This window comes from Snodgrassella gandavensis (assembly GCF_914768025.1).
GTDB classification, from domain to species: domain Bacteria; phylum Pseudomonadota; class Gammaproteobacteria; order Burkholderiales; family Neisseriaceae; genus Snodgrassella; species Snodgrassella gandavensis.
This window is the reverse complement of the sequence record NZ_CAJZCE010000002.1, coordinates 1-25,941: the sequence shown is the minus strand read 5'-3', so window position 1 is coordinate 25,941 and position 25,941 is coordinate 1. Positions and strand designations below refer to the sequence as shown.

The 25,941-nt window shown below is 45.0% G+C and carries 26 protein-coding genes; 12 read left to right on the top strand and 14 right to left on the bottom strand.

What is annotated here, in order from left to right; all coding sequences use genetic code 11:
* Window positions 1-15 precede the first annotated feature (15 nt).
* Both dut and coaBC read right to left on the bottom strand, forming a co-directional pair.
* Window positions 16-477 carry a dUTP diphosphatase gene (dut, locus tag MJ764_RS01910; protein ID WP_239324154.1) on the bottom strand — a complete coding sequence of 154 codons (462 nt, stop codon included), beginning with the start codon at window positions 475-477 and terminating at the stop codon, window positions 16-18.
* A gap of 74 nt (window positions 478-551) precedes the next feature.
* Window positions 552-1,748, bottom strand: coding sequence for a bifunctional phosphopantothenoylcysteine decarboxylase/phosphopantothenate--cysteine ligase CoaBC (gene coaBC / locus MJ764_RS01905; RefSeq protein ID WP_239324153.1), 1,197 nt, complete (start codon window positions 1,746-1,748; stop codon window positions 552-554).
* A 524-nt stretch (window positions 1,749-2,272) separates the two neighbouring features.
* Between coaBC and MJ764_RS01900 the strand changes: the two genes are divergently transcribed.
* From MJ764_RS01900 to MJ764_RS01880, 5 genes are all read left to right on the top strand, one after another.
* Window positions 2,273-3,403, top strand: a complete 1,131-nt coding sequence (locus tag MJ764_RS01900) for an ABC transporter ATP-binding protein (protein ID WP_239324151.1) — start codon at window positions 2,273-2,275, stop codon at window positions 3,401-3,403.
* A 19-nt stretch (window positions 3,404-3,422) separates the two neighbouring features.
* Window positions 3,423-4,391, top strand: a complete 969-nt coding sequence (locus MJ764_RS01895; RefSeq protein WP_239324142.1) for an ABC transporter permease subunit — start codon at window positions 3,423-3,425, stop codon at window positions 4,389-4,391.
* Entirely contained in the window at window positions 4,384-5,265 is an 882-nt protein-coding gene (locus MJ764_RS01890; RefSeq protein WP_239324140.1) for an ABC transporter permease subunit, read from the top strand. The genes MJ764_RS01895 and MJ764_RS01890 overlap by 8 nt, the downstream gene beginning before the upstream one ends.
* 79 nt (window positions 5,266-5,344) lie before the next feature.
* On the top strand, window positions 5,345-6,658 hold the full coding sequence (locus MJ764_RS01885) for an NAD(P)/FAD-dependent oxidoreductase (protein ID WP_239324138.1): 1,314 nt from the start codon (window positions 5,345-5,347) through the stop codon (window positions 6,656-6,658).
* 68 nt (window positions 6,659-6,726) lie between these two features.
* Entirely contained in the window at window positions 6,727-7,509 is a 783-nt protein-coding gene (locus MJ764_RS01880; protein ID WP_239324136.1) for a BUD32 family EKC/KEOPS complex subunit, read from the top strand.
* 131 nt (window positions 7,510-7,640) lie between these two features.
* Here MJ764_RS01880 and fnr read toward each other — a convergent pair whose 3' ends face one another.
* On the bottom strand, window positions 7,641-8,381 hold the full coding sequence (gene fnr, locus MJ764_RS01875; RefSeq protein WP_420853915.1) for a fumarate/nitrate reduction transcriptional regulator Fnr: 741 nt from the start codon (window positions 8,379-8,381) through the stop codon (window positions 7,641-7,643).
* Window positions 8,382-8,651: 270 nt separating this feature from the next.
* Here fnr and hemN point away from each other — a divergent pair, with 270 nt between their 5' ends.
* Window positions 8,652-10,037 (top strand): oxygen-independent coproporphyrinogen III oxidase, encoded by a 1,386-nt coding sequence (gene hemN, locus MJ764_RS01870; RefSeq protein WP_239324132.1) that lies wholly within the window; start codon window positions 8,652-8,654, stop codon window positions 10,035-10,037.
* A 315-nt stretch (window positions 10,038-10,352) separates the two neighbouring features.
* Entirely contained in the window at window positions 10,353-10,979 is a 627-nt protein-coding gene (locus tag MJ764_RS01865) for an NUDIX hydrolase (protein WP_239324130.1), read from the top strand.
* Here MJ764_RS01865 and MJ764_RS01860 read toward each other — a convergent pair.
* Entirely contained in the window at window positions 10,968-11,588 is a 621-nt protein-coding gene (locus tag MJ764_RS01860; protein ID WP_239324128.1) for an NAD(P)H-hydrate epimerase, read from the bottom strand. The two genes, MJ764_RS01865 and MJ764_RS01860, sit on opposite strands and share 12 nt — an antisense overlap.
* Window positions 11,589-11,626: 38 nt before the next feature.
* Window positions 11,627-11,980: a dihydroneopterin aldolase gene (gene folB, locus MJ764_RS01855; RefSeq protein WP_100089402.1), complete on the bottom strand. Its 354-nt coding sequence runs from the start codon at window positions 11,978-11,980 to the stop codon at window positions 11,627-11,629.
* 58 nt (window positions 11,981-12,038) lie between these two features.
* Here folB and plsY point away from each other — a divergent pair, with 58 nt between their 5' ends.
* Window positions 12,039-12,641 carry a glycerol-3-phosphate 1-O-acyltransferase PlsY gene (gene plsY / locus MJ764_RS01850; protein WP_239324126.1) on the top strand — a complete coding sequence of 201 codons (603 nt, stop codon included), beginning with the start codon at window positions 12,039-12,041 and terminating at the stop codon, window positions 12,639-12,641.
* Between the two features lie 74 nt (window positions 12,642-12,715).
* On the opposite strand, the gene MJ764_RS01845 is transcribed toward plsY, so the two are convergent.
* The 6 genes from MJ764_RS01845 to MJ764_RS01820 form a co-directional block, all read right to left on the bottom strand.
* Window positions 12,716-13,390: a DedA family protein gene (locus tag MJ764_RS01845; protein ID WP_239324124.1), complete on the bottom strand. Its 675-nt coding sequence runs from the start codon at window positions 13,388-13,390 to the stop codon at window positions 12,716-12,718.
* A gap of 37 nt (window positions 13,391-13,427) precedes the next feature.
* Window positions 13,428-14,771: a phosphoglucosamine mutase gene (gene glmM, locus MJ764_RS01840; protein ID WP_239324122.1), complete on the bottom strand. Its 1,344-nt coding sequence runs from the start codon at window positions 14,769-14,771 to the stop codon at window positions 13,428-13,430.
* Between the two features lie 264 nt (window positions 14,772-15,035).
* Window positions 15,036-15,896, bottom strand: coding sequence for a dihydropteroate synthase (gene folP / locus MJ764_RS01835; protein WP_239324120.1), 861 nt, complete (start codon window positions 15,894-15,896; stop codon window positions 15,036-15,038).
* Window positions 15,897-16,874: 978 nt separating this feature from the next.
* Window positions 16,875-18,791 carry an ATP-dependent zinc metalloprotease FtsH gene (gene ftsH, locus MJ764_RS01830; RefSeq protein WP_476749655.1) on the bottom strand — a complete coding sequence of 639 codons (1,917 nt, stop codon included), beginning with the start codon at window positions 18,789-18,791 and terminating at the stop codon, window positions 16,875-16,877.
* A gap of 137 nt (window positions 18,792-18,928) precedes the next feature.
* Window positions 18,929-19,549, bottom strand: coding sequence for an RlmE family RNA methyltransferase (locus tag MJ764_RS01825; protein WP_239324116.1), 621 nt, complete (start codon window positions 19,547-19,549; stop codon window positions 18,929-18,931).
* Window positions 19,550-19,817: 268 nt separating this feature from the next.
* On the bottom strand, window positions 19,818-20,369 hold the full coding sequence (locus tag MJ764_RS01820) for a hypothetical protein (RefSeq protein ID WP_239324114.1): 552 nt from the start codon (window positions 20,367-20,369) through the stop codon (window positions 19,818-19,820).
* Between the two features lie 399 nt (window positions 20,370-20,768).
* On the opposite strand from MJ764_RS01820, the gene yhbY reads away from it, so the two are divergent.
* The gene (yhbY, locus tag MJ764_RS01815) at window positions 20,769-21,059 is read left to right on the top strand and encodes a ribosome assembly RNA-binding protein YhbY (protein WP_239324111.1); all 291 of its coding nucleotides are present in this window, start codon (window positions 20,769-20,771) and stop codon (window positions 21,057-21,059) included.
* A 90-nt stretch (window positions 21,060-21,149) separates the two neighbouring features.
* Here yhbY and greA read toward each other — a convergent pair whose 3' ends face one another.
* Complete coding sequence (gene greA / locus MJ764_RS01810; protein ID WP_100089410.1) at window positions 21,150-21,626, bottom strand: transcription elongation factor GreA; 477 nt, start codon at window positions 21,624-21,626, stop codon at window positions 21,150-21,152.
* Between the two features lie 486 nt (window positions 21,627-22,112).
* Between greA and MJ764_RS01805 the strand changes: the two genes are divergently transcribed.
* Window positions 22,113-23,345, top strand: a complete 1,233-nt coding sequence (locus MJ764_RS01805) for an MFS transporter (protein WP_239324109.1) — start codon at window positions 22,113-22,115, stop codon at window positions 23,343-23,345.
* Between the two features lie 260 nt (window positions 23,346-23,605).
* Here MJ764_RS01805 and MJ764_RS01800 read toward each other — a convergent pair whose 3' ends face one another.
* Window positions 23,606-23,968 (bottom strand): GmrSD restriction endonuclease domain-containing protein, encoded by a 363-nt coding sequence (locus tag MJ764_RS01800; RefSeq protein ID WP_239324107.1) that lies wholly within the window; start codon window positions 23,966-23,968, stop codon window positions 23,606-23,608.
* Window positions 23,969-23,992: 24 nt separating this feature from the next.
* Window positions 23,993-24,235: a hypothetical protein gene (locus MJ764_RS01795; RefSeq protein WP_239324105.1), complete on the bottom strand. Its 243-nt coding sequence runs from the start codon at window positions 24,233-24,235 to the stop codon at window positions 23,993-23,995.
* 242 nt (window positions 24,236-24,477) lie between these two features.
* On the opposite strand from MJ764_RS01795, the gene MJ764_RS01790 reads away from it, so the two are divergent.
* Both MJ764_RS01790 and MJ764_RS01785 read left to right on the top strand, forming a co-directional pair.
* Window positions 24,478-24,744 carry a hypothetical protein gene (locus tag MJ764_RS01790; protein ID WP_239324103.1) on the top strand — a complete coding sequence of 89 codons (267 nt, stop codon included), beginning with the start codon at window positions 24,478-24,480 and terminating at the stop codon, window positions 24,742-24,744.
* 514 nt (window positions 24,745-25,258) lie between these two features.
* Window positions 25,259-25,561, top strand: a complete 303-nt coding sequence (locus tag MJ764_RS01785) for a hypothetical protein (RefSeq protein WP_239324101.1) — start codon at window positions 25,259-25,261, stop codon at window positions 25,559-25,561.
* The last annotated feature ends 380 nt before the right edge of the window (window positions 25,562-25,941 follow it).

Here is a 25,941-nt window from a genome sequence, read left to right as displayed (position 1 = left end):
ATTTAACACCAAAAATTATTGGTGGCCAGTACTGCCAAAACCACCTTCTCCGCGGCTGCTTTGCACAAACTCATCCACAACGCTAAAAGCCGCCTGCATCACCGGCACAATAATCATCTGCGCAATCCGTGCTAGTGGTTCAATTACATATGTTTCCTGACTACGATTCCACAGCGATACTTTTAATTCACCCTGATAATCAGAATCAATCAGCCCCACCAGATTACCCAGTACAATACCGTGCTTATGTCCCAGACCGGAACGCGGCAATATTAAGGCTGCGTAGCCCGGGTCGGCCAGATATACGGCTAGTCCGGTTGGCAACAAAAAGCTTTCGCCCGGCTGTAAAGTAACCGGTGCTTCAATACAGGCGCGTAAATCCAGACCAGCCGAACCAACAGTTGCATATTGTGGTAACTGTTCCGCCATTAACGGATGCAATACCTTAATTTGTACAGATAACTCAGAAGCACTCATAAACCAACCAGTCTTTATATAATTTACAGTTAACAAATATCGGGGCAGTAAGCTCCCAATACATAAATATAGTCTTAATTACAGCACTGCTGCGCCAGCAGTTGCGCCAGCCGGGCAACAATTGCAGTAGCCGTATCATCTTTACTCATCTGCGGTAAGGCAGCTTCCTGCTCGTCATCAAGCAGTATCACTTGATTGGTGGCTTTACCCATTGCCCGACTCACCTCATTGGCCACCAATAACGGCACACCTTTTTTCAGCCGTTTGGCACGTGCATGCTCCAGCACATGCTCACTTTCTGCGGCAAAACCGACACAGAACGGCGCATCAGCCCGGGCAGCCACAGTAGCCAGAATATCAGCATTCTCAGTAAGCTCTATCACTGGTACGGATTGGCCGGCCTGTTTTTTCAGTTTCTGTTCACTGCGGTTTCTAACCTTGTAATCAGCCACCGCAGCTACCGATATAAACACATCCTGCTCAGGCAATAAGCGTTGTACCGCCGCCAACATCGCATCCGTACTGATGGCCTGTTCAGTATAAGCCAGCCCGGCGGCCAGCGCCGTCTGCACCTGCCCATACACCAGAGAGACATTAGCGCCGGCTGCGCGGCATGCACGCGCCAGCGCCATCCCCATCTGCCCGCTGGAAATATTGGTAATACCGCGTACGGGGTCAATGGCCTCAAAAGTGGCTCCGGTAGTAATTAATACCCTTTTACCCGCCAGAACAGGCGGTGTCCAGACATCAACTAACATATCAGCCAATTCTGCCGCTTCCAGCATGCGCCCGCTGCCAACTTCACCACAGGCCTGTTCGCCAACTGCCGGCCCCAGTATTTTTATCTGATCCTGCTGCAATAAAGCCAGATTGCGCTGATTGGCCGGATTATTCCACATTTGCACATTCATAGCGGGTGCAACAGCCAGCGGGCAGCTACGTGCAGCCACCAGCGTAGTGAGCAGATTATCTGCCATACCCTGAGCTATTTTTGCCAGCGTATTGGCAGAAGCCGGCGCAATCAGCATCACATCTGCCTGACGGCTTAAATTGATATGTGCCATGCCATTGCCACCAGACCCATCGTGTGTATCCAGCAATACTGGTTCCCCACTCAGAGCCTGAAAGGTAGTTGGGCTGATAAAATCAGTAGCTGCCTGAGTCATCACCACATTTACCTGATGCCCTGCCTTTTTCAGCAGCCGCACCAGCTCACAACTTTTATATGCAGCAATACCACCACAAATACCCAGCAATACCTTTTTTTTCATTACCTATACCACCTATAGCTAAAACTAGCTTATAGCAGACAATCACATCCTATTCACTTTACCAATTCAGTAAAATGGCGAAAACTTTTTGATTAAATGGAAAATTTTTTGCATAATCCACTTATATGGTAAATAGACATCCATGCATATAAGTAGCATAGTTCAGTTATCAGACAAAGCCAGACCTGAACGAATATAACAGACAATTATTACATGATACACTAGGCATTACTCAGTTTGCCAGACAGGTCATACTTTAAAACCCGTATCTTAGCGTGATCCTAACAAAAATTAATTCAAGTTAGAAAGCAGCCCTAAATACCTGTTTACATGCAAAGTTATACACCAAGTGGAGAATTTAAATGTATTAACAGTTAAATTTCATTGCCCCACGCAAAATGCTTGCATACAATGCCCCCCCTAAAGCAGGAGCAGAATCGTTTTTGCACCGTTCTTTACACATTACAGTAAACATCCATATGCCGAGCATTGGCTGGAACGATTTTTCTGGAGTAACCCTTATCATGAGCGAAAACGCAACCACCAAGCTAGGTGCCGATCCCGCACATTACTTACAGATTAAAGACATCGTCAAAACCTATGGCGACAACTACGCCGTTGACCATGTCAATCTCACCATTAAAAAAAATGAAATTTTCGCCTTGCTTGGCAGCTCCGGTAGCGGTAAATCAACCCTATTACGCATGCTGGCCGGGATGGAAACACCGACTCAGGGACAAATTATCCTTGATGGAGAGGACATCACCAAATTGCAACCCTATGATCGTCCCATCAATATGATGTTTCAGAGTTATGCCCTGTTTCCGCATATGAGTGTCGAACAGAATATCGCTTTCGGCCTGAAACAGGACAAACTTCCGAAAGGCGAAATCAGCGCTCGTGTCGAAGAAATGCTGCGTCTGGTACAAATGACTAAATACGCCAAGCGTAAACCACACCAGCTTTCCGGCGGACAGCAGCAGCGTGTTGCACTGGCGCGCAGTCTGGCCAAACGGCCAAAACTACTGCTACTGGACGAACCACTGGGTGCACTGGACAAAAAATTACGGCAACAAACCCAGCTCGAACTGGTTAATACACTGGAAAAAGTAGGTGCCACCTGCATCATGGTTACTCATGATCAGGAAGAAGCCATGACCATGGCCTCGCGCATAGCCATCATGTCTGACGGGCAGTTGCAACAGGTAGGTACGCCCTCTGACATTTACGACTATCCAAACAGCCGCTTTACCGCTGAATTTATGGGTGAAACCAATATTCTGGCCGGTAAAGTTACAGAAGATGGTTCCGATCACACCATTATTCAGTGTCCTGAACTGCAACAGCAAGTCTATCTTGGTCATGGCATCAGCGGACCGGAAGACCAGAACATCTGGCTGTCCATTCGTCCGGAAGACATTAACATCTATCGCGAACAGCCAACGCAGGAATATAACTGGTCAGCAGGCATCGTGAAAGAAATTGCCTATCTGGGCAGCTTTGGTATTTTTCATATCCAGCTCCCTTCCGGCAAAATCATCAAAAGTCAGGTTTTATCCTCATACTGGGAACAATCCAACATCCCCATGCCCACATGGGAAGAAAAAGTTTACATCAGTTGGCCGGACAATCAGGCCAGTCCTTTGACCCATTAACAGCCGTGGGAGCTTAAACATGAATTGGTTTAACCGCCTCAAAGGCTTGCGCCCCACTCAGGGGCTAGTAGTTGGCATCCCCTACACCTGGCTGCTGGGACTGTTTCTGATACCGTTTTTTATCGTACTCAAAATCAGTTTCGGCGAACAGGACATTGCCATCCCGCCCTATACACCGCTATACAACCTTGATACCGACTTGGGGCACATCAATATTCTGGTCAGCTATCAGAATTATGCTGACATCTTTAACGATTTCTGGCTTTCTCTCGGACAGATGCTAACTGGCAATCGTGGTGACAATATTTACCTATTGACTTACTGGCTATCGATCAAAACTGCCTTTACCACCACACTAATCTGCCTTCTGGCGGGCTATCCGATAGCCTACGCCATTGCCCGGGCCCCAGAAAAAATCCGCAATGGTCTGCTGCTTGCCATTATGCTGCCTTTCTGGACTTCCTTCCTGTTGCGTGTGTATGCATGGATGAGCCTGCTCGGCCATAACGGCATCATCAACACCTATCTGCTGAAATGGGGGCTTATCGACCATCCGCTGGATATGTTCTATAACTCATTTTCTGTGAATCTGGTGATGGTATACGCCTATCTGCCCTTTATGATTCTGCCGTTATACACCCAACTGGTGAAGCTGGATAACCGTTTGCTGGAAGCAGCAGCTGATTTAGGTGCCGGCCCGATTAAGGCTTTTGTTTCCATTACCCTGCCCCTGTCCAAGGCCGGTATTATTTCTGGTTCAATGCTGGTGTTCATTCCGGCAGTAGGCGAATTTGTGATTCCCGAACTGGTAGGCGGCCCTGAAAACCAATTGATTGGTAAAATATTGTGGCAAGCATTCTTTGGCGAAAATAACTGGCCTCTGGCTTCAGCCGTAGCCGTAATTATGGTGCTGTTACTGGTGATTCCGATTACCTTGTTCCATCGCTACGAAACCCGCGAAATTAAAGAAGGAGCCGGCCATGCATAACCAAAAATCATCCTGGTTTCTCAGAGGCATGCTGATTCTAGGACTGGCCTTTCTGTACATGCCGTTGGTGATTCTGGTTATTTACTCATTTAATAGCTCGCGTCTGGTTACCGTCTGGGGCGGCTTCTCAACCCAATGGTATGGCAAGCTGATACAGAACGAACAGATACTGGATGCAGCATGGTTGTCCGTACGCATCGCCCTATGTTCAGCCGCAGCAGCCGTTATTCTGGGCACACTGGCCGGTTATGCACTGGCACGCATCAAGCGCTTTCGCGGCAATACCCTGTTTGCCGGCATGGTGTCTGCACCGATGGTTATGCCGGATATCATCACCGGCCTGTCCATGCTGCTGCTGATTATTCAGGTGCAAATGCTACTGCAAAACAGTGCTTTAAGCTTCCTGTATTTTGAACGTGGCTTCTTTACCATCTGGCTCGGTCATACCACCCTGTGCATGGCTTACGTGACTGTTATTATCCGTTCGCGCTTGTCCGAACTGAACCAGTCACTGGAAGAAGCGGCCAAAGACCTTGGAGCACGTCCATTAAAAGTATTTTTCCTGATTACCCTGCCCTCTATTGCACCGGCAATTGCTTCTGGCTTCCTGTTATCCATTACCCTATCTCTGGATGATCTGGTGATTACTTCGTTCCTGTCCGGCCCGGGTTCTTCCACCCTGCCCATGATTATTTTCTCCAAAATCAAACTGGGACTGGATCCACAAATGAACGTACTGGCCACCATCATTATCGCACTGGTAGGTACTTTGGCTATCGGCATCAACTACTGCATGATGCGACAAAACACCAGACGCGAACGAGAAATGGCTGAAGCCTACCGCCAGAGCCAGTTGCTTGAGGCTAATAAATAATATTCATTTACAATGGCAGTTATCTGATTCGCGATAACTGCCAATTTTTCATCTTTCAGCCCTGTCTCACCCAGCGCCCATGTCTACATCATTCACACATACAGAACCCATTCACAGCTATTATACCGCCAGCCGCAATGACCACACTCACTACCCCAGTGTACAGGGTACGGTAGAAGTTGAAACGTGTATTATCGGTGGTGGCCTGAGTGGTATCAGCACGGCATTGCCACTGGCACAGCAGCAGCGCAGTGTGGCACTTATCGAAGCAGCGCAGATTGGCTACGGTGCTTCCGGCCGTAATGGTGGTCAGGTGATTTATGGCTACGCTGCCGAAATGAGCAGCATAGCCAATATGCTTGGCCTGAAAAATGCCCAGACCCTGTGGCAGTGGAGTCGCCAAGCCGTTGCTCTGGTAGAACAACAGATACAAACTTACCAGATAGAGTGCGACTGGCACCGTGGCTATGCCCATGTTGCCATCCGGCCACGGCATCTGCATGCCCTAACTGAATGGGTAAAAGAAGCCGCCACACATTATCATTTTCACGATTACCAGATATGGAATCAACACCAACTACAACAACAACTGGCCAGCGAACGCTATGTAGGTGCCATATTTGACCAGCAGGCCGGCCATTTACATCCACTCAACTACACACTGGGACTGGCACGTGCTGCGGCAGCAGCCGGCGCACTGCTATTCGAACAATCCCCCATGCTCACCCTTAAACCTTGGCAGCATGGCTACCGGATTACCACACCGAATGGCTGGATTATGGCCAAAAATCTTGTTATCGCCGTTAACGCCTTTACCCGCAGCTTGCAACACGCACCCATCCAGTCACTGGCAGCCAAAATTCTGCCGGTAGGCACTTATATGATTGCAACAGAACCACTAGGTGAGCGTGCGCAGCAACTCATACTAAACAACATGGCCGTCTGTGACACGCGTTTCGTACTTGATTATTACCGCCTCAGCGCAGACAAACGCCTGTTATTTGGTGGCAAAGTTAACTACTCTGGCCGTGAGCCCGGCCAGCAGCAATTAATTCAGGGCATGCGCCGTGATATGTTAAAAGTTTTTCCGCAACTGGCAGACGTACACATTGACTATGCCTGGGGTGGACAAGTTGACATCAGCATGAACCGTATGCCCCATTTTGGCCGGCTTAATCCGCAGCTATACTTTTTACAGGGATTTTCCGGACATGGCGTGGCTGCTACCGGACTGGGCGGACAGATTATTGCCGAAGCCATCGGCGGTGATGACAGTCGTCTGCGTCTGTTTGAAAAAATAAGCCATCACAATTTTCCGGGGGGCAAGCTGTTGCGCCTGCCAGCACAATGGCTTGGTGTCGGTTATTACCGTCTGAAAGATTTATTACCTTAAATTTAAGAGTAACAAACACAACTATAGTACAATCAACATTCTGTTTTGAATTTTCAGCAACAAGTTACATGACTGTTTCCGATTCCACTGCCTTTTATCAACATGCCTTACAGCAGTGCCTGCTTATACAAACCGGCCTGATGCAAAGCCACACACTGGCAAATGGAGAGAAAGTATGGGTACGACAGGCTGGCGCACGCAACAGTGCCTGGCGTTATCGTCTGTTAAAAATAGCCCAGCAAATCAGCGGCATTCACATGCTTCAGCCTGTACCCAATCTAGGCGGTACCCCTTCCCTGCAAACCGAAGCAGCCCGATTGCAGGCTCTGGCCGCAGCAGGCGTTCAGGTACCGGCCATTCTGGCACAGCAGCCGGATGCACTGATGATTAGCCATATTGGCGAACACAATCTGGAAAACGAATGGAAACAGCACAAACACCAGCCAGAAATCCTGCTGCAACGCTGGCAGCTTGGTCTTAACGCTATCGCGGATGTACACAAACGCAAGCAGTACCTGAGTGAAACCTTTGCCCGCAACATGATTTACGTGAATCAGCACAGCATAGGCTTTATTGATTTTGAAGACGACCCACGGTCAGTCATGACCTTACCCCACTGCCATGCCCGCGACTGGCTGTGTTACTTGCACTCAGGCGCACGCCTGATGCAGGAATACAGCGTAGCCAGTCAGGCCAAAGCCTTGTGGGACACTATGCTGCATAATCAACCCCACGAAGTCCACACCATTGTGGCCAACAGTTTGCGTAAAATCCGCTGGATGCGCTACCTCACCGCCAGATTTTATGGCAAGGACACCCTCAAGCTGGCAGCCATGGCCAGTTATGCCTGATACAACCGCATATCAGTAAACTGATGATAATGCGGTTGCACTCAGGTCAGACATAGCCAGCAATTATCCAAAACAAAAAAGGCTGTAGCAACAATCGTATGCTACAGCCCTGTTTCAGATACAGGCAAGATTTAATTCGCCGCCACTTTCTGGCACTGCATCACCATTTCCTGCAACATCCACGGCCGTAATAACTGTATGTGCTTGTGTTCAACCTTAATCCAGCCCTCATGCTGGAATTTGGACAGAGTGCGGCTCACTGTTTCTAGTTTCAGCCCCAGATAGCTGCCAATTTCCTCACGTGACATGCGCAGAATAAAATCATTGGCTGCAAAACCACGGAAACTCAGACGATGAGACAAATTAACCAGAAATGCCGCCAGACGTTCTTCAGCACGCATATTACCCAGCATCAGCATCAGCTCCTGTGTGCGCAGGATTTCCTGACTCAGCAGACGATAAAAATGTGTTTGTAATGAAGGTAACAGATTACTGGCATCTTCCAGATTATTAAACGGCAACTCACAAACTTCACTGTCTTCCAGAGCCACAGCATCACAGCCATGAATACTATTACAGATGCCATCCAACCCCAGCAGCTCACCAGACATAAAAAATCCAGTTACCTGATCACGCCCGTCCTGACTATTCACCATAGTTTTAAAAAAACCAGTACGCACTGCAAATATTGCACTAAAAGGTTCTCCAGCACGAAACAGGTACTCACCTTTTTTCAGGCGACGACTTTGGCGAATAATAGCACCTAAATCAGTTAATTCCCGTTCATTCAGCATTACCGGCATACAAAGAACATACAGAGAACATTTCTCACATAATTTCTGTACTATTTCACCCTGTTTATGCAATTTAATCATAATATATTAATAATTACCTGTTACACTTTTCCAACGATCATCACCTAACCAATACATTGATATAAATCAAAAATTCTCTAAATAACCTTACACATTATTGACGGAGTGAATTGAATTTTATATCAGACCCTGCTCTAATATAAAATAGGCTTATTACATATTTCCTGCTTTACTTTACTGCTACATATACTTATTCTACCATAAATAGTTATCACCCTATCTATTTCATTCACTAAGCCATTCAACAAAAATAATTATTACTACCTCATGAACACACCACACATCAACATAGAGTTTGACCGCTCTCTTATTGCTTCCTTACCCGCTTCGGGCCCGCGCTACACATCCTACCCTACTGCTGACCGCTTTAATACCACTTTCACGGCGGCACAGTTACAGACTGCCCTACAGCAGCACATCGGTAGCCAGCCCGTATCCTTGTACGTGCACGTACCCTTTTGCAATACCATCTGCTACTATTGCGGCTGTAATAAAATCATTACCAAAGATACCAGCCGTGCAGACCTCTATATCCAGTATCTGGACAAAGAGCTGGCACTTCTGGCGCAAAACTGGCAAAGCAAGCCGCTCTTGGCACAACTGCACTTCGGCGGCGGCACACCCACCTTTCTTAACGATGACCAGCTAAGCCACATCTTTGCCAGCATCAGCCGCTACTTTACCCTAACCAGTCAGGGTGAATACTCCATTGAAATCGACCCACGCAAAGTTACCGCCAGTTCAGTTGCCCATCTGGGCAAACTTGGCTTTAACCGCATGAGTGTCGGCATTCAGGATTTCAACCCCGCCGTACAGCAGGCAGTCAACCGCATTCAGAGTGAAGCTGAAACCCGTGCCGTAATTGAAGCCGCTCGCCGTAATGGCTTTCAGTCAGTCAGCGTTGATTTAATCTATGGTCTGCCACATCAGACAGAAGCTTCCATGCGCTGCACTCTGGAGCATGTACTGCAATTACAGCCAGACCGCATTGCCATGTATCACTATGCCCACCTGCCGCACCTGTTCAAACCCCAGCGGCGGATTGATACCGCAGCTGTACCAGACAGCAGCGTCAAACTGGATATCCTGCAAAATACCGTACAATACCTGTTACAGCAAGGCTATATCTTTATTGGCATGGATCACTTTGCCAAACCGGATGATGAACTGGCTATTGCCCTGTCAGAAGGACGTCTGCAACGCAATTTTCAGGGTTATTCAACCCATGCCGACTGCGATTTAATTGCCATTGGCGTATCCAGTATTGGCAAAATAGCCAATATCTACAGCCAGAATGAAAAAGAACTAACCGCCTATTATCAGGCACTGGATGAAAACCGCCTGCCAGTTATGCGTGGCTATCAGCTTAACGCAGATGATTTATTGCGCCGACAAGTGATACAGGATTTAATGTGTCGCTTCCAGCTCAACTATCATGACTATAGTGCGGCCATGCAACAGCCTTTTCAAACCTATTTCGCAACTGAACAGGCTGATTTACAGCAACTGGCACAGCTTGGTCTGCTCAATCTTACCGATCAGCAACTACAGGTTACCCCGAAAGGACGTCTGCTGATTCGCAATATCGCTATGGTATTTGACTATCATTTACGTCAGAAACGCACAGAAGCCCAGTATTCGCGCACACTATAACAATTAAATAACACTAGCCACCACCTGTTTAACTGCACCAAATAATGGTGCAAACAAACAAATAGCATAAGCTGCTATTATGCCGTTTATTTAACAACAAATCACATTGACGGTTAAAAACTAAACCAGTTCCTATGGCAAATCCCGCTGTTTATGAACTGGTTTTAATTTTTATAACACCGCGGCTGATTAGCCCAATTTACTTCCGACATCTTTTCAGACACAATTCCCTATCCCTATAGATCATTCTGTCAATTACGCCTAATCAATATATATATAAATACATCAAACGGCCAATATTCTTAGTATATGAATATGTTTACTTCATCAGATAGCCTGAACCAGTTTTTGCATTATGCCAGTACCACCACTACCTCGGCAATACTCAATCAGCGCCAACAATTGCTGCAACAACTGCCTGTTATCTATCGGCGAGCTGCGGTACTCATGCCTTTCGACTGGAATCATGGCGCCACACAAATCTGGCTAAGCCAACGCAGCAAGCAACTGCGTCAGCACAGCGGACAAATCGCCTTTCCCGGCGGCAAACTGGAAGATAATGAAAACAGCATCACAGCTGCATTTCGCGAAAGCGCAGAAGAAGCCGGCCTGATTCGCAGCCAGTGGCATCTGGCCGGTACCCTGCCACCATGCTATCTTCCCAGCGGCTTTAAAGTCGTCCCAGTTCTAGCCTGGAGCAGTGCACACCTGCAATGGCAGCTCAACCATGCTGAAGTCAGCGAAATATTTGCCATTCCCCTATCCATCGTTCTGGATAGTAGCCAATACCAGCAAAGCATCATGCGTTATCAGCAACACCGGCTTCCCGTTTACCATTTGCATTACCAACACTGGCATATCTGGGGTGCCACCGCCTGTATGTTACTGCACGTGGCACAATGTTATGAAGCATGGTATCGGCAAATGACATCAGTTCTGTAAATTAATACACAGCACCTCTCCACATAACTGTCGAACCTGTGCCAGACAATGTGCGGGTTTCAACGCCTGAAAAGCATAGGTAAGATGTGCCTGAAAACTGCCACTGGCCACCGTATCTCCATCACCGGCCACCCCACTGGGCATATCCAATGCTACCCGAAATACATCAGCCTGAGCCACCGCAGCAAAGCATTGCCTGACAATCTGTGGCAGTTCCCCATGAAAACCAGTGCCATACACCGCATCCACCACTACCTGCACCGATGGCAGTAAAGTGTCCAACTGCGCGATATCCGCATACTCTATCGTAACGGGTAAACTTGCTTGATTGACTGCGGCCAAAACAGATAACTGCTGTCCCTGTAACCACATAATAGTTACCGGCCAGTGCTGCTGTATCAATCTCCGTGCCAGCACCAAACTATCACCAGCATTATTACCCTTACCACAAAGCACCAGCGTATGCTGAGGAGACGGAAAACGCCTCATTAAATCCTCTGCGGCGCGGCTACCCGCATGCTCCATCATTCGGGCATAGCTAAAACCAGCCTTATTCTGCTCATCTTCCCATGCCTTCATCTGCGTCACAGTCCATACCGGTGTATGCATATCACGTCCTTTTCCAAGCAAGGCAGGCAATGATCACTTCAGGTACACTGGCGTTCAATCAGCACACCCACCTCTTTGACTCCGGCCAGAATACCCGGCTTCACAACCTTCACCCGCACCCACAATGCTCCGTAACGAGTCAGAATAAATTGCGCCACATATTCAGCCAGCGCTTCTAGCAACAGAAATTCCTGTTCAGCCAATGCCTCACGCAAATTCTCAGCGACTCTAGCATAATGAATCGTATCGTCAATATTATCGCTTTGCGCAGCCTGCTGAAAATCGGTACCAATATCCAAATCCAGCAGCAAAGTCTGTTGCTGCTGCCGTTCCCACTGATACACACCGATCAGCGTCTGCACACTCATGCCATGTAAAAAGATAGTATCCATGTCCAACTCACTGGGCTAAAATGCAAACCCTTAGATTGTAGACTAAAGAAACCGCTTTATGGCTAACTACTTTGCAATTATCGGTGCCTATTTGTTGGGTTCCTTGTCTTTTGCCGTTATTGTTTCACGCTGCATGGGCATGCCCGACCCGCACAGCTACGGTTCAGGCAACCCCGGTGCCACCAATGTCCTGCGTAGCGGCAGAAAAAGTGCTGCCGCCCTTACCTTGCTTGGCGACGCATTCAAAGGCTGGCTGGCCGTCTGGCTGGCAGAGCGCTATCAATCCACATGGCAATTAGACAACAGCACCATTGCCATCGTGGCAATAGCGGTTCTTATCGGCCACATGTGGCCGGTATTTTTCAAATTTAAAGGAGGCAAAGGCGTGGCTACGGCACTGGGCGTGCTACTGGCCTTATCATGGCCAACTGCACTGATTTGCGCTGCTGTCTGGCTTGTCATCGCTTTCGGCTTCAAAGTATCTTCACTGGCCGCATTGATTGCCACCCTGATCAGCCCATTTATCGCCTGGTGGTTTATACCGCAAACAAGCTGGGTCTTTGCCGTTATTGTGATTGATTTACTCGTACTGTACCGGCACAAAAGTAATATTAAAAACCTATTCAGCGGGCGTGAAAGCAAAATCGGCCAAAGCAAATAAAACACACAGCAAACAGCCAACAAAAAAGACAGTTATCACAACTGTCTTTTTTATCAACACGAAAATTCAGCAGTTTATTTCAAATTTTGCTTTTGCTGCATGCGATTACGCCGACGTTGACGAATTTCAGCAATCTTGCGTTTAAAAAACTGCACACGCTGGCGTTTCTTCCACCAGTAATACAGCAAAGCCAGCACACCAATACCAATGACAATATACACAACTGCCTGAAATTGATGCACCTTATGCATCAGCCAGTCGATATTTTCCGCACCATATTCACCCAGATACACCCACACAGGTACCGAAATCATCGCGGCCAGACCATCCATCAGCAAAAATTTCAGAATGGAAACCTTACCACTGATACCCGCCGTAATATAAATCGGCGTACGCAATCCCGGCAGAAAACGAGCGATAAACAGCACCCGGCTGCCATACTTATCAAACTTATCCTGCACCTGAGCATAACGCTTCGGCGTCATTACCCGCTGTACAAAACGGAATTTCAGAATACGATGACCGAATACCCGTCCGGCAGTAAACATCAGGCCATCACCTACCAGCACACCAGCCATGCCTACCAAAAACATCGTATGCACATTCGCGTGCCCCAGACCGGCAATCACACCACCAGTAACCAGCGTTACATCTTCCGGTATCGGCACGCCAAAGCCACAGGCCACCAATACCAGAAATACCGCTGCATAGCCATATTCAGTAAAAAAAGCTTCCAGCAATGCAAACATAAAATGCCCGTTCTTCTCTCATTTTGGCCGGACAGATTTAATCCGCCAAACCCGCCACAATTGCATCAGCAATTTTTTCGGCTGCCTGCCGCGCAACTTCAGTTTGGCGTGCTTCCACCATCACCCGCACCACCGGTTCTGTTCCTGATGGACGAAGTACCACACGTCCATTTTCGCCAAGTTGTGCAGTCACCTCATCTGCCACCGGTGTAGCAATACTCTGCCAGTCCTGATCCGGTTCAATATGGACATTAATCATGGTTTGCGGAAAAGGCTGCCAGTCAGTAAGTATACTGGCCAAATCCTGCTGTAAATCCTGCAAGGCTGCAAAGACCTGTAAAGCTGCGATAATCCCATCACCAGTATTATGTTTATCCAGACAAACAATATGGCCAGAGGCCTCACCTCCCAGCGACCATCGGTGCTGATGCAACTGTTCCAGCACATAACGGTCACCTACTTTAGCGCGGACAAAATCAATGTCCAGCCGTTTAAATGCCTGTTCCATCGCCAGATTGGTCATAGCCGTGCCAACCACACCACCATGCAGACAACCAGCTGCAGCACGTGCCTTGGCAATAACATAAATTAGCGCATCACCATCATAGACCTTGCCAACCTTGTCCACCATCATTAGTCGGTCGCCGTCACCATCCAGCGCAATACCGTAGTCAGCCTCATTCTGTAATACTGCTGCCTGCAATGATTTAGTATAGGTGGCACCGATTTTCTGATTGATATTATAGCCATCAGGCTTATCACCAATGCATACCACATCCGCACCCAGCTCATGGAAAACCTTGGGAGCCACAGCATAGGCTGCACCATTGGCAGTATCTACCACCAGCTTCAAACCACGCAAATTCAGATGGCTGGGAAAAGTAGACTTGCAAAATTCAATATAACGGTCAACCGCACCATTAATACGCCTAGCGCGGCCAAGCTGGCTGGAAGGCACCGTTTGCACTGGTTTTTCCAGTTCTGCTTCAATTTCCAGCTCCAGATGGTCACTTAGCTTCACCCCACCCTCAGCAAAAAATTTAATCCCATTATCGTGATAAGCATTATGTGAAGCAGAAATCATCACCCCGCAATCCAGACGCAGCGCACGGGTTAAATACGCCACCCCCGGCGTAGGCAGAGGCCCAGTAAGCAGCACATTCACACCTGCCGCAGTAAAACCGGCCTCCATCGCCGCTTCCAGCATATAGCCAGAAATACGCGTATCCTTACCAATCAGCACTGTAGGTTGATGATCAGTTCCATGCTGCACTAAAACATGACCAGCGGCATAAGCCAATTTCAGTACAAACTCAGGCGTAATCGGAAACTTGCCTACCTCACCACGTATCCCGTCAGTACCGAAATATTTCTTTGCCATCACCTGCTCCAACCAATTAAAACAAGATTGGTATTGTAGAACAGGCATAGCCGTTCAGTCAGTAAATAAAATACTATTTGAAAACTTATTCAACCAACATCCCCAAATACAGCATACTTTTCCAGCCAAAGCATGAACCCGAACACTGAATCATCTGCCTATCGCCAATACATATCTTATAGCCACCTTTATTTATAATCCGAATACTTCCAGAATAACAAAATCATAAAAACAGCTTATACAGAGAAAGCAAATATTCTTTCATTACACACGAGCACCCAAAGCAGCCCATACCTGCAAACCTTGCCGGGTTTCACGTACGTCATGCACCCGTACAATCGCAGCCCCGCGTGCCACTGCTGCCACTGCCGCCACAACACTGCCAGCAACCCGCTGCTGCGGGTCTGTTTCAGCAGTCAGCAAACCAATCATCGTTTTACGCGACACACCAATCAGCGCCGGACACCCCGCCAGTGTCTGCCATACTGCAAAATCCTGCATCAACGCAATATTATGCTCAAGGGTTTTGCCAAAACCAAAGCCCGGGTCTACCGTCAGGCGCCTGCGGGTGATACCAGCCTGTTCACATACCTGCACCCGCTGCTGCAAATACCGACCAACCTCTAGCACCACATCCTCATAAACAGGATTATGCTGCATACTCTCCGGCTGCCCCTGCATATGCATAAGACATATTCCCACATCCTGCTGCTGCGCCAGCAAAGTCACAGCATCAGCATCTTCCAGTGCCTGAATATCATTAATCCCGTCCACAAGCTGCTGTTCGAATAACTGACGCATCACCCATGCACGCCGCGTATCCACCGTTAACGGCACATTCCAAGTGATCAATTCACGCAATACCGGTTCAATACGTGCCCACTCCTCCTGCGGCGACACAAAAGCCGAGCCCGGACGTGAACTTTCCCCGCCAATATCCAGAATATCAGCCCCATCTTTCAGCAACTGCTCAGCATGATTTAACGCCACCGTCAACGAAGCATTGTAACGGCCACCATCAGAAAACGAGTCCGGCGTTAAATTAACAATCCCCATAATTTTAGGTTGAACCAGATCAATCTGAAACCGGCCACACTGCCAGTAGACTTGCATCGAACTATCCATAATCAATCATTATCTTTCAACAATAGCCAATACAACTGCATTTGCCTGCACTCACTGCTGATAGCACCGCTATCAACTGCAAAGTACCTCAAACCAGCCTGCGGCATTTTTCAGCATCAAATCCGTTATGAGTTAAACAAATACCTAATCGACGCTAACCATACCCGGCTAAATATCACATAGCGCCAATCATCAGCGTAACAATCATTTAGAAAACATCCAAAGTCATATACTTAACACCAAATACCAGCCCTATGCTTATACATAGCAAGTAACACTTGCCTGACATCCAACATTCCCCGTCTGTTACTTCATACCAGCCAGAATTTCCTGCCTATACAAAAACAGCATAGTATCAGAATAATCCTGCAATAATATTGATTTAAACCACTATTATCTTATTGCCACTACCTTTGCCAACACTGTTGTTTACTTGCAGATTGCTTGCGCAAACACCGCCGATACAGGATTAAAAAGAAATCATGGCCTGAGTGCAATAATCGCCCCAACATCATACCCAATATCAGAAACAATATTAAATTTACAGATTTACATACTTATATCAATAATATATATCAGGCCAATATTATTTATTGTTAACCAGTACCAGAATCTACTATCCAAATACTTTCATCCATAAAATTGGCATATATTCAATCAAATCGAATCGCAGCATCAATCCACAAACAATTAAATAAAATTATTAATTTATCACCATAACTGAACTATCCGGATTTATCCGGGCTGCTAACAATCATATTGCCTTAGCATTCCCTATTGCTAGCTGAGGCAAAATTATCATCTTTCAGCCAGCCTGTTTTCCAATGCTTGTTTAACTGCCTAAGCCATTTCACTAAGCGTATATGCAGATTATAGAATGTCATATATTAACCAAACCATCACAACCACATGCCCATTATCATAAAAAAATAGGTATAAAAAACGGCAGCTATAGCTGCCGTTGAAAACTCAATTACATTATTGCTGTGATTTCTGCTCTGGTTCTGACGCTTTAGTTTCAGCATCACTTACAGCTTCTGCCTCAGAATCAGTTGCAGCAGTTTCTTCAGCAACAGGTTGCTCAGCTTCAGCATCCTTAACCACATTTTCACTGAAATCTTTCGGTGGACTAGGCTCTTTGCCAGCCATGATTTCCAGCACCTGATCACGATCAATGGTTTCCCACTCAATCAAAGCTTTGGCCATGGCATGCATCTTATCCCGATTTTCATCCAGAATTTTGTAAGCAACAGCATATTGCTCATCAAGGATACGACGTACTTCAGCATCCACTTCCTGCATGGTTTTTTCAGAAATATTTTTCGACTGAGTTACCGAACGCCCAAGAAATACTTCGTTTTCATTTTCACCATACACCATTGGCCCCATCTTCTTAGACATACCATAACGCGTCACCATGTCACGGGCAAGCTGAGTAGCGCGTTCAAAGTCATTAGAAGCACCGGTAGAAACACGACCAATAAACAGTTGCTCAGCAATACGGCCACCAAACAAAATTGAAATCTTATTGAGCATCTGGTCTTCATACATACTGATGCGATCACGTTCCGGTAGCTGCCACGTCAGCCCCAGTGCACGACCACGTGGCATAATCGTCACCTTATGCACAGGATCAGTAAAATCCAGCGTCTCAGCAACAACCGCATGGCCAGATTCATGGTAAGCAGTGGCTTTCTTTTCATCCTCATGCATCACCATAGAGCGACGTTCCGGCCCCATATAAATTTTATCTTTGGCGTCTTCAAAGTCACTCATATCAACTTTGGTCTTGTTACGACGACCGGCAAACAGTGCAGCTTCATTTACCAGATTGGCCAAATCAGCGCCAGAGAAACCAGGAGTACCACGTGCCAGCACCGGCAAATCCACAGACTTATCCAAAGGCACTTTAGTTGCGTGTACTTTCAGAATCTGTTCACGACCACGTATATCCGGTAAGGGTACGACCACCTGCCGGTCAAAGCGACCCGGACGCATCAGTGCAGGATCAAGCACATCGGGACGGTTAGTGGCTGCAATCACAATCACTGTCGTATTGCTATCAAAACCATCCATTTCAACCAGCAACTGATTCAGAGTTTGCTCACGTTCATCGTTACCACCACCCAAGCCGGCACCACGCTGGCGGCCTACCGCATCGATTTCATCAATAAAAATAATACAGGGTGCATTTTTCTTCGCCTGCTCAAACATATCGCGCACGCGTGAAGCACCTACACCAACAAACATTTCCACAAAATCTGAACCGGAAATACTGAAAAACGGTACCTGCGCCTCGCCAGCAATAGCCTTGGCCAACAGAGTCTTACCTGTACCCGGACTGCCGCACATCAAAATACCACGAGGCATACGGCCACCCAGCGTCTGGTAACGCTGCGGAGCACGCAGATAATCCACAACTTCCTGTACTTCTTCCTTGGCTTCATCACAACCAGCCACATCGGCAAAAGTAACTTTATTGGCTTCCTTATCCAGAAGACGGGCACGGCTTTTACCAAAAGAGAAAGCACCGCCCTTACCGCCGCCGCCCTGCATAGAGCGCATAAAATAGAAAAACACCCCAATCAACAACAGCATTGGCAACATACTGTAAAGCAGATTAGTTAAAATACTGGGCTTTTCTTCCGGAATCACATTAACCCGAACATTCTTGGCCAGCAGATTATTAATTAAACCATTCTCCAGTGGCGTAGGAGCATTAGTGGTAAAAGATGATTTATCATTGCGCAACCCTTTTAACTGAAAGCCATTAACTACCGAACCTTCAATATTTACGCTGGCAATCTCACCCTTGTTAACCTGCTGAATAAACTGAGAGTATTCAATCTTCTGTTTACTCTCTTTTTTCTCAGTTATGGCATTGAATGCGGCCATTAAAATTAACGCCAGCACCAGCCAGACAAAAAGATTCTTTACGGTATTCCGCACTGTCAGAAACTCCTAAGGAGGTTAATTAATTGTTGTTCAGAATAGTCAACACAGCCAATACCCTCAGGCCTTGGCCATCATAACTATTTTTTACCGCGACCGAGCAGATAAATTTCACTGGAACGGTCACGTGAAGCTTTCGGCTTGCGAATCAATACCTGTGCAAAGCTATCTTTCATTACCTGCTGAAACTCTTGCAGACCACTGCCCTGAAACACCTTCACCAGAAAATCACCACCCTGTTTCAGATGTGCCTGTGCAAACTCCAGACCCAACTCTGCCAGATACAAACTGCGCGCCTGATCCGTAATGTTATTGCCTGACATATTGGGTGCCATATCACAAATTACAAGATCTAACTCACAGCCATCCAGTAACGTTTCAAACTGCACCAGTACCTCATTCTCACGAAAATCACCCTGAATAAAGCGCACACCTGGCACTGGTTCCATTGGCAAAATATCCAGCGCAAACACCTGCCCTTGCTTACCGGCCAGTTTAGCTGCAACCTGCGACCAACTGCCGGGCGCACTGCCCAAGTCTGCCACCACCGCACCCGGCCGTATCAGATGATCCTTATCATTGATTTCCAGCAGCTTGTAGGCTGCACGTGCACGATAGCCTTCTTTCTGAGCCAAATGAACATAATGATCGTTAACATGCTCATTGAGCCATGCACTGGAAGATTTAGAACGAACACCCATGATGCAATTTCTTGAAAAAACCTTCACATTGTATCGTGAAATCGCAGCAGAATACAGAGCATACCAGCAGCAAAACTGATAAATTTAGCAGCCTAAAACAGCAGCAGATTATCCTAGCCAACCATCAAAACAAACCGAACTCACCACCTCTACCTCAAACCTGAATCTATCTTCTTTGCATCATACTGCCAGCAGTGCTTTAAGCAAAATACTGATTAACAAAACAAAATACAAATAACCTACTCAGCATACAAAATTGATTCAGCCGTTAATACTCAGCAGCACAGCTCAACCTGATTTGATTTCTCCAAATCAGATAGCGGATAAAACACTTCAGCAACTGCACTACAATAAAAGCCGCAGCGGCAGAAGCCGGCATATAATCAAAAGCATATATTCTGGTGGTTAACGGCATAATCGAATCATGGGCTGCCACATAGGTTGCCCATGTAGTGCGCTCATCATCTTTAGAAACTGTCTGGATTAACTGCTGCTGTGACCGCTGCTCAATCACCTGATAACTAAACGAACTATATTCACCATACTGCTTATGCCCCTTAGGCACAGGAGCCAGATAGGAGGTATTTGCAGACCTGACGTCTCTATCTGCCGTATAACTGATACCTTCAAAAGAACCATCAGCCTGAAATACCGCCACATCAAAAGGAAACATAGATTCTTTTCTCATACTGTCCCGCGCTTCAGTATAGGAAAGAACGTGTATAAACAATCCCATTAACCAGTACCACGCAAACAGTCTGAAAAAAATGGTGTCCAGCACCCACAATGTCCCACTGTATACACGCTGAAATTTCATCATTATTAATTCAAAACAGCATCAATCAAAGTTTAAAATATTCAAAACAGAAACAGTTCAGAGCCATACATGACACTCAACCTGAAGCAACTTCAATAATTTAAACATATATTATCAAAAAAAGATAAAATCAACACATATTTCAAATAACTATTCAGTTATACCCAACAGACAAACTTCTGCTTACCAGTTCCTCACATGTATTCACAACCTCATATTACTTATACAACATATTCTGACAGAGTCAATTAGCTAGTAACACACAAATAACATACCTATTACATAAAATCAGCTTGATATTAACTATAAAAAATTGGCTGCCTCATTTAAAATAGCTCAATCTGAATTCAACCAGCGTATCCGCCAACCGGATAGGTAGGTTTTAGCAATATGGAAACCAAAATGGCAACTGAAAAACTAAGCAGTAAAGATAAAATGGCATTAAAAGCACGCGCGCATCAACTGCATGCGGTCGTATTAATTGGGCAGCACGGGCTAACAGCCGAAGTAATCGCCGAAACCAACCGCAATCTCGAAGCACACGAGCTGATTAAAGTACAGGTTGCCGGTGACGAACGTGCACACCGGATTGCCATTGCCGAAGCATTGTGCACCGCCACAGGCGCCGAGCTGATACAGCACATCGGCAAACAACTGGTGTTGTACCGCCGTAAAGTTGAAACAACTGAATAAACAAAAGCGATTCATTACCATGAATCGCTTAATTATTTTGTCCTAGCATTTTAACCTAAGACAACAGACAACTGATTAAAAACCGCCTGCTTAAATATAAAAAACCTCAAGAATCTCATATTCACGCACACCACTCGGTGCCTGAACTTCGGCCACATCGCCTTCTTCCTTGCCAATCAACGCGCGGGCTATTGGTGAACCAACAAAAATTTTTGCCTGTTTAATATCGGCCTCATCTTCACCAACGATCTGATAACTAACCACTTCCTCAGTTTCCAGATCCTGCATTTTTACTGTTGCCCCAAATACCACTTTACCATCGGCATTGGTTTCTTTCGGGTCAATAATGTGCGCCAGTGAGAGCTTATGCTCAATTTCAGCAATCCGGCCTTCAATAAAGCCCTGTTTTTCCTTAGCAGCTTCGTATTCTGCATTTTCCGACAGATCGCCATGTGAACGTGCCTCAGCAATAGCCTCAATCACAGCAGGACGAGCCACACTCTTGAGTTCTTGCAGCTCCTGCTTCAGCAAATCGGCACCAATTACGGTCAACGGAATTTTTTGCATCATATTTCTCCAAGATACCGCAGCTAAATGCGCCAACGGTATTTCGTATTAATAACAAAAAGCAAGCCGCCCGATTTTGGCGGCTTGCGCTGTTCCATAAGTGATATTTTATCAGACCAGTGTAAAATAGCAATGCTTATTTTACAGGTACAAAGATAAGCATCCTTACCTTCATGCTTTAAAATGAGCCGTACTTTCTTACCATCATTAAATACACCCGTTAATTCCAGTACAACATCGGCTTGGTGTTTAGCCTATGATCGCAGCAATGTCGATATCGTATAGATTCTCCTGTATTGCGCGCACAGAGAGACAGCCAAAACCATTAATAACTGCATTATCTATTATTACTGCCCATTATATTAAAAAAACATACAAACTGACGTGGTAACACAAATATTATTTACATAATAATAAAAATTATAACAAATTTCGTTTACCAATATACAAAAACGGCATAGTATAAAAAAACACATACTATTTCGTATGGTATTGGAAGAATACAAAACAGAAATGGATAAAAAAAATAATTATCGTTGGTTTGTGCTTGCAATTGGCGTTCTAGCACAAGCAACATTTGCCATGGGTTTTGCAGGCATTCCTATTACCGGAATTTTAATGCGAGATGCTTATCATTTTTCATTATACGAGCTTAGTTTTGTTTTAGGTTCAATGGGATTAGGAGTTGCGGCTTCAGAAATACTTTGGGGGCTACTCACAGATAAACTAGGTGACAAAAAAGTTCTGATTCTCGGCTTATGGTCATCAGCGATAGTATATGCCTTAATCGCCATATCACTTACACCAGAGGCTTCGCCTGAAGGTGTCAAGTATCTACACTTGGGCGCAGCCCTAGCAATAACTGGGGCTTTCAGCGGTAGTATTAACTCCTCATCAGGCAGAACAGTCATGTCATGGTTTGATGATAGTGAGCGTGGATTTGCCATGAGTGTTCGCCAAACTGCAATCCCGGTTGGCGGAGCGATTGGTACAGGACTACTGCCTTGGTTGGCCCATTCATATGGTTTTGAACTGATGTTTACCGTGTTAGCCATCGCAGGCTTGAGCGTTGGTCTTGTGGTTGTGTTGTTTATCAACGCCAAACATGCCGAATCAAAAAATGCATCCAAATCAACGCTTACCATTCCCTCACCACTGAAAAGTATTGAAGTCTGGAAGGTCGTTATGGCCGCGGGTTTTCTAACAGTACCTCAAATGGCAGTACTTACATTTGGCGGTATCTATATGCGCGATATCCTACATATAGGTTTAACATCAATCTCTGTTATTCTCATTATTGTGCAGATTGGCGGCGGAATACTCAGGATTTGGTCAGGCTACTATACAGACAGAAAAAAGAATCGTATCCCCTTATTAAAATACTACGCCATACTTGGAGGAATAGCCTCCTTGATGCTCTGTTTAATGGTGAATAATACATATATGGGTGTTGTATTTGTCGTGCTAACTGGTTTATTTGGCCATGCATGGCATGGTATTGCTTATACCGAGGTAGCAGTAAAAGCAGGCATTGAACGTGCAGGGACAGCCTTGGGTATGGTTGGTACTACCGTATTTATCACTTCGTTTCTAACCCCTATTATCATTGCTCGTATCGCCTATGGCTACGGATGGAGTGCTGTGTGGTGCGCTGTAGCTATACTGACATTCGCTGCACTATTGTGTTTTATTTCATTCCCAAACAGAAATAAATTGTAATCTCTATGGCTGAAATCAATAAACCCTTAAGCACAATTTACCGCAATAACCATTTGATTTCATCTTTTCTGCATACAAACTAAATTTTCTTATCAATCACGATTAAATAATACAATTTAATTGTTCTTATCACATAAGCAATACTAACCGTATTTATTCTTAAATATCCATTCAGCTAAGCGCACTTTAATCAGATTGGCCTCTAAGGCTGATTGTTGAATCTTTTTCAAAAAATTTCAGCATGCATTGTTCGTGCGCTTTTATTTCGCCTCGCCCCATGAATTTTCTTCCCTCATTAAGCTAAGCATTTCATATAATTTAAGTGAACCAATACTGTTGTCTTGTATTGACTTCTCAAAATATTCCTGCCTTATCATTAGCGAAAAATTACTCAGGCGTATATTTTTACTGTGACTGATTAAGCAGAGATTACCAAAATAATGAAGTATGGTATCCGGTAAACCATCTTTTCCATCCATGGGATACTGCGGCGAAAAATACTCAACAGAACTACGCTGGGTAAACTTAAAACTTTCAATAACCTCATCAGCATCACTTGCCGCTTTTGCCTCCCACCAAATCAGATAATCTAGACAATTAAACACCAGATTGTTTTCAATCATGCCATACTTAAATCACGCCAGCGCCTACTGATTGTCCTTTAAAAACAGCGGATAGCTGCCATTTTTATAAATCATATGATAATAATCTGCACCAGTGCCACTATTGAGAAAACGGCCATAAACAAACTGACGGGCCAGATGCTCCAGCCGTTGCAGATAATGATCAGCCATGATTTCCTGCATCGAATTAAGTGCATACAAAACCCCATAGAGCCAGTGCTTATACGCCAACATTGGCGTGGATACATGTAGTGCACTGAGCAGCATTAAAATAGGCTCATTTTCTACTCAAATGTATTGTTAAAAGACTAATATGCCCAACTCTGTGGCTACTTAGTAACAAACCAGTCAGACAGCAATTCAGTTAAACCATACTAATAGTTTCATTACTTTACACAAATATCAATTATGGCATACACTCAAAAATAAGTATTAATTCAAAAGTTAGATATATTTTGCTTTTCAAATTTAAATATTTAAATTGATTTAATGATACTAAACTTCTAATTATGAATACTATTAAAAGAACGGCAAGAATAGATATTTTCATAGAAGAAGATAGAAATACCATTCTTATTCAGGAAAAATGGCAATATAACTGGTCTACCCGAGCTACCCCTTGGACCATAAGGGAAACAAGAAAATTCCATCAACCTGCTGATATTCTTATTAGCAAAATTTGGGGAAATTATTTTAAGTTAAAAATTAAGGGACTATCTAGCTTTGCTGTAAAACATAAAAATAGTGTTTTCACCGTAGATTTTGACATCAAATAGGTATCAACAAATCCTCACTGGACAGTAAATGTAATCAAAATAGCTCCGGAAGGTTTTGAAATAAGTTATGTAATCTGGGATCAAAGAATAATTAGCTTAGATACCGAAGATATTAAATCAAAATATAGGGGTTACTTTGGTTTGAAAGAGTATTATCAATTTCCTATTGCTCATGAATTTGGGCACACTGTGGGGAATATTCCAATCATTGGACATTCAGATGAATATCATGATGATAATCGCATTAATGGAGGCTTTAAACTGGATTACCCCAGCGTAATGAATGTAGGAAATGAATTACGGAAACGTCATTTAGATTATATTCTAAATCAGCTAAACACCATGTTACCTGATACAACTTTTTATCTAATATAAAATTATGAAGAACTATATATTCATTATATTATTTATTCTGCTACTATCTTCGTGCAATAAAATTAAAGTAATAGAAGAGAATAATCGGGAGAATCACATAGTAGTCAATAAAGAGTTAAATAGAACCAATAGAGATACTATGGAAAAATTTATCAATTTCAATCTGATAGAACAAACACCTGTAGATAGCCTGATAAAAAAATATCCGCCCTTATGGGATAAAACTTTTATTCTGGGTAAAAAAGACGGTTTTATTACCGAATTTAGAGCAGGACTATCCAAACAATTTACACAAAAAGAAATAAGGAGCAGAGATATAAAAATTAGGGAAGTAACATGGGCTAGCAGTAATGAAGAAAATCTTACTGTTTGGTTTGAAGAAAAAGACCACAAATGGATTCCTGTAGCACATTTCATCTGGGATAAAAATGCTGTGTTTTAATTTCTACTTTAGCAATCAAATATTTATCCTATAGTGCTGTACTGTAACTATCCCCTAAAATATTGATTGGTGTGGCCAATCCTGCGCCGATGGCATTCAGTATCAGCCCACCGGTATTCCATTGCACCAGTTCTTTTGCAGTTTCTCACCATAATCAGAGAGATCATATAATTGATAGTCTTATTCTACCGGACTATTTAAATTCCATCTCTGAATGATATTATCTGTGATGCTTCATATAATCTCGATAGTAAGGATTTTCTACAGGTTGATCAGTAAGATTACCATTTTCATCTATATAACGTCCGCGTTCATCTACAAGATATTGAGCTGGAATTTGTGCGTATTTCTCGTTAGCGGGATAAACTATTACTCTGCTG